The organism is Streptomyces sp. NPDC031670 (genome assembly GCF_055580545.1).
The window spans coordinates 1-3,548 of the sequence record NZ_JBVILC010000055.1 but is presented as its reverse complement, the minus strand read 5'-3'; the positions used below and the strand labels follow the sequence as shown (position 1 = coordinate 3,548).

Here is a 3,548-nt window from a genome sequence, read left to right as displayed (position 1 = left end):
CGATCTGATCCGCGCGGCCACAGCACTCAGCAACGCCTCCACCGGCCTGCTCCTCACCCGCCTCCTCACCACACCCCACCCCACCCCCAGCCCCCTCACCCCACCTGCCGCCCTGCTCCCCCACCGTGCTATCGCTCTGCCCTGACCCCCAGGAGATCCACTACGTGCTGTCACGACCACGACGCCACCAGCAACCCAGCCCAGACAGGAACAAGATTCTCCCCCATCACAGTCGACCCCCTCACGGCTCTGCCCTCAGCCGCGGGGGACGCAAGCGGAGCCGGCTCCATGCACCAGGGGCCCAGCGGGGAGCCGACGGGCAGGGCTGCGCTGTCGCGGGACCGCAGGTGTGCTGCAGTCCCGCGACACCGTGGGCTATCACGGTCCGTTGTCTCAGCGCGCGGCTGCTTCTCCGACCGGGCGGACCGGCTGCCCCGGCGTCAGTGCCGGGGACGGGGCGTCATGGCCGGGATTGGCGGAGGCGCGGGCCGAAGCCGTGGGACGGGCGGGCAGGGACCTGGGAACGGGGGGCCGGTGGGCGGCCGCCTCCAGGAGCGTGCGGATCTGCTGGGCGAAGCCGGGGCCGGGCATCGGCAGGTCCATTTCCGGTTCGCGCAGGTAGCCGGTGGCCACGGCGGTGGGGACGTAGGTCATCAGCTCGGTCACCACGGCGGTGCGGGGACGCTCCACGCACTTCGCAAGATGGCGCAGGACGCGCAGTATCGTCGTGGTCGACGCGCTGGAGACGCGGTGATTGTCCGCATGCCACTGCCTGACCGCAGGGGGCGGGCTGGCGCCGACGCGCGGAGCTGGACCGTCCGATGGGGTGGAGGGGCCGTCGGCCTGGCGGTACCACCAGGTTGCTGCCTCGGTTTCGCCCAGGGCGAGGTGGTGGAGGTAGAGGCAGTAGGCGGCTGCGGCCTGTCCGGCGCCGGCGGCGTACTCCCACCAGAAGCGGGCGCCGTCGGGAGTGTCGGTGAGCTGCAGGACACAGGCCAGGACCAGTGCGCTGCGGGGTGCGGGGACCTGGTCGGTGACGAAGGTGGCGACTTCGCAGGCGGGTGTGTAGCCCACCAGGGTCTCGCACAGGGCCCGCAGGTCTTCGGCAGCCTCCCGGGGACCGGCCGTGTCGGCGGAGACGTCGTCGCCGTTGCTTGCGGGTGGGGCGGGGGGGACGATGTCGCGGGGTACCTGGCGGTCGCGGACCAGCAGCGCCCGGGACAGGATGTGGTCGATGCAGGTCATACGGGGTTCCCTTCGGTCTCGGGCGGCGGGCACAGGATGCCCTGCAGGAAATGCTCGGCATGGCGTTCACTGGAGCGCACCGTGGCCAGTGCGATCCCCATCAGGGCGGAGGTGTTCTTCTGGGAGATGCCGCACAGGCGGCGCAGGACCGTGACGTCGAGCTGGGTCTCGGGCAGCCGGCTCATCGCTTTGAACAGCTCCAGGGATTCCGCGATCTGGTCCAGCCGTTCGCTCTCGCTGGTCAGGGACCTGACGGCGACGGTGTCGAAGGCGACGCTGGTGAATTCAGGCCGGCCGTCGATGTGGGGGGTGCGGGTCATGACAGTGGCGCGCAGGACCTCCCAGGCGAAGCGGCGGGTGTCAGAGCTGGCGAGGGCGTCGTTCCAGCGCAGCCAGAGAATGTCGAAGGAGTCCGAGACAGCGGCGTCGCTCTGCTCGGTGTCGAGGAAGACCCCGGCGTACTGCTGGTAGCCGTCGGCGACCAGCTCACGGAAGGCGCGGTGGTCCAAAGGGGCTGCCGCATGGGTGGTAGTGAGAGCGGATCTGGAACTGCAGCCCTCCACCCACTCGCGGGTCTTGCTGGCCTCCAGCGCGGCCTGCTTCCACAGCCGGTACAAAGGCCAGTCCGGCAGGTCCAGTTCCCGGGAGATGCCTAGCACGATCTCCCAGCGCGGGTAGAGGCCGATCCCGCGCAGCAGTTCGGAGATCTTCGACTTCGCCAGGCAGACCCGCACACTGAGCTCGCTCAGTGTCAGCCCGCTCCCCCGGTACTGCACACGCATCGGCTCCAGCCACGCGCGGTGCGCGCTTCCCACGCTCTCCGCGATCGGACCGAGCTTGCGCCCAGGCCGCCCAGCGGAGTGTCTCTCCGGCGGGACGGGCATGGGTGGCGGCTCAAAGGGCGTCGTCACGGGGCGCCGCCCCCCTCACCCGAGCCGGCGACGGTGCGCGGCGCAGGCGGCTCGTCACCCTGCACGCGGGGCGCCTGGTGGGCGCGGACCGCCTGAACGATCTGTTGCACCGTCAGCACCAGGGCCGGGGCCAGGGTCGCGATCGCGGCGGCCTGGCCGAGCGCGGCCATCACCGCGCTCCAGGCGAACACCGTCCACGCGATGATCACAATCTGCTTGGGTACCATCCGCACTTCCCTCAGGTTGGCAGGGTCGGCACACTCCCCGACGGCCCATCCGGAAGCCGCGGGCACCCCCGGCACACGGGTGCCAGCCGACACACCGGGAGAGGCCAACCAGCATGGCCCCCCAGCGAGTTGTCACGCCATGTGATCATGGAATCACGGAACAATCGCGTCCGTACGCCGCCCACCCCACTCACACACACGACCGTTCCGGAACAGAAAAGCCCTCATCAGCGCCCGTCAGGGGGGAAGTTCCCGGTTTTCCTTGCAATCCCGTCGCCCAGCACCGCCAATGGAACAGACGCCCCTCACAGGTGTCGGCTTCCATCCGGAAGCGCACGCTCCCGTGCCGAAGTACCGGGGAGCGCGCAGCACCGCTCTCGCCCGGCCGCCACTGAAAGCCGGGCGAGAGCGGACGGCCCCGAAACTGCCACCACACCAGCGCACACCATTCGGCAACCCGCAGGCTCCCCTGCTCCCCTCGAGCCCGTCCCGCGGCGGGCCCCCAGCCGGAGGCAGCCCTGCGGACAAGAGTCGGTACGCCATCGAGCTGGGCGGACACGGCTCCTTGGAGCGTGGAATCTGCCTCCGGCCCGCGAATGCGCCCTCTTCTGCGCGAGCGTCATCCGGGCCGCCACCCCGCCCCTGGGCTCTTCTCGCGCATGCCATCGATGCTCGCAATTGAGGTTTGCCCCTGTCGCGTGGCTGCTTGCCTGCCTGCGAAGAGGGCGCATCTTGCTGTGTTGAGGCATCGTGGGGGCGCACGGAAAGACGCATGCGCTCGTTTGCTGCTTGCTTTGCGGCCCGTCCCGGGCCGCACCGGGGGCAGGGTGTTGGCGGGTGACGCCACGGGCCTTTCAGATATGTGGAGGCCTGGTTCAGCGCGGGCTGCAGGCGTACACGGGGCTGTCTGCCAGCGGTGTTGTGGGCAGGGAGGGGGGGTGCCTGCGTGGAGTGGTCCAGGTTCCTGGCGGGCAGAGGAAGGGCAGGACGGTCCGATGCCGGCTGGAAAACAACGCGCCTGTGCGGGACCGCGTCGGTATAGCGCGATGCCAGGGATGCGGTAGTTTCCCTAAGAGAGCATCTGATCAGTGTTCACGCGGATGTGAGTGGGATGTCTGTTTCGATTCGCCAGGTTGGTGTGGATTCTCCGGTCAGCTCGCGGGCC

Annotated in this window: 3 protein-coding genes; all 3 read right to left on the bottom strand. The window is 69.8% G+C overall.

The features are described 5' to 3' along the window. Positions 1–393 precede the first annotated feature (393 nt). A complete protein-coding gene (locus tag ACZ5ID_RS36945) occupies positions 394–1,245 on the bottom strand; it encodes a hypothetical protein (RefSeq protein WP_468907181.1) in 852 nt (283 codons plus the stop codon). Next, positions 1,242–2,060 carry a sigma-70 RNA polymerase sigma factor region 4 domain-containing protein gene (locus ACZ5ID_RS36940; protein ID WP_468907178.1) on the bottom strand — a complete coding sequence of 273 codons (819 nt, stop codon included), beginning with the start codon at positions 2,058–2,060 and terminating at the stop codon, positions 1,242–1,244. Before ACZ5ID_RS36940 ends, ACZ5ID_RS36945 begins: the two co-directional genes overlap by 4 nt. A gap of 92 nt (positions 2,061–2,152) precedes the next feature. After that, positions 2,153–2,383, bottom strand: a complete 231-nt coding sequence (locus tag ACZ5ID_RS36935) for a hypothetical protein (RefSeq protein ID WP_468907175.1) — start codon at positions 2,381–2,383, stop codon at positions 2,153–2,155. Positions 2,384–3,548 lie beyond the last annotated feature (1,165 nt).

Coding starts and splice junctions, on each gene's coding strand:
- ACZ5ID_RS36945 (WP_468907181.1), bottom strand. CDS start 1,245: ATGACCTGCATCGACCACATCCTGTCCCGGGCGCTGCTGGTCCGCGAC.
- ACZ5ID_RS36935 (WP_468907175.1), bottom strand. CDS start 2,383: ATGGTACCCAAGCAGATTGTGATCATCGCGTGGACGGTGTTCGCCTGG.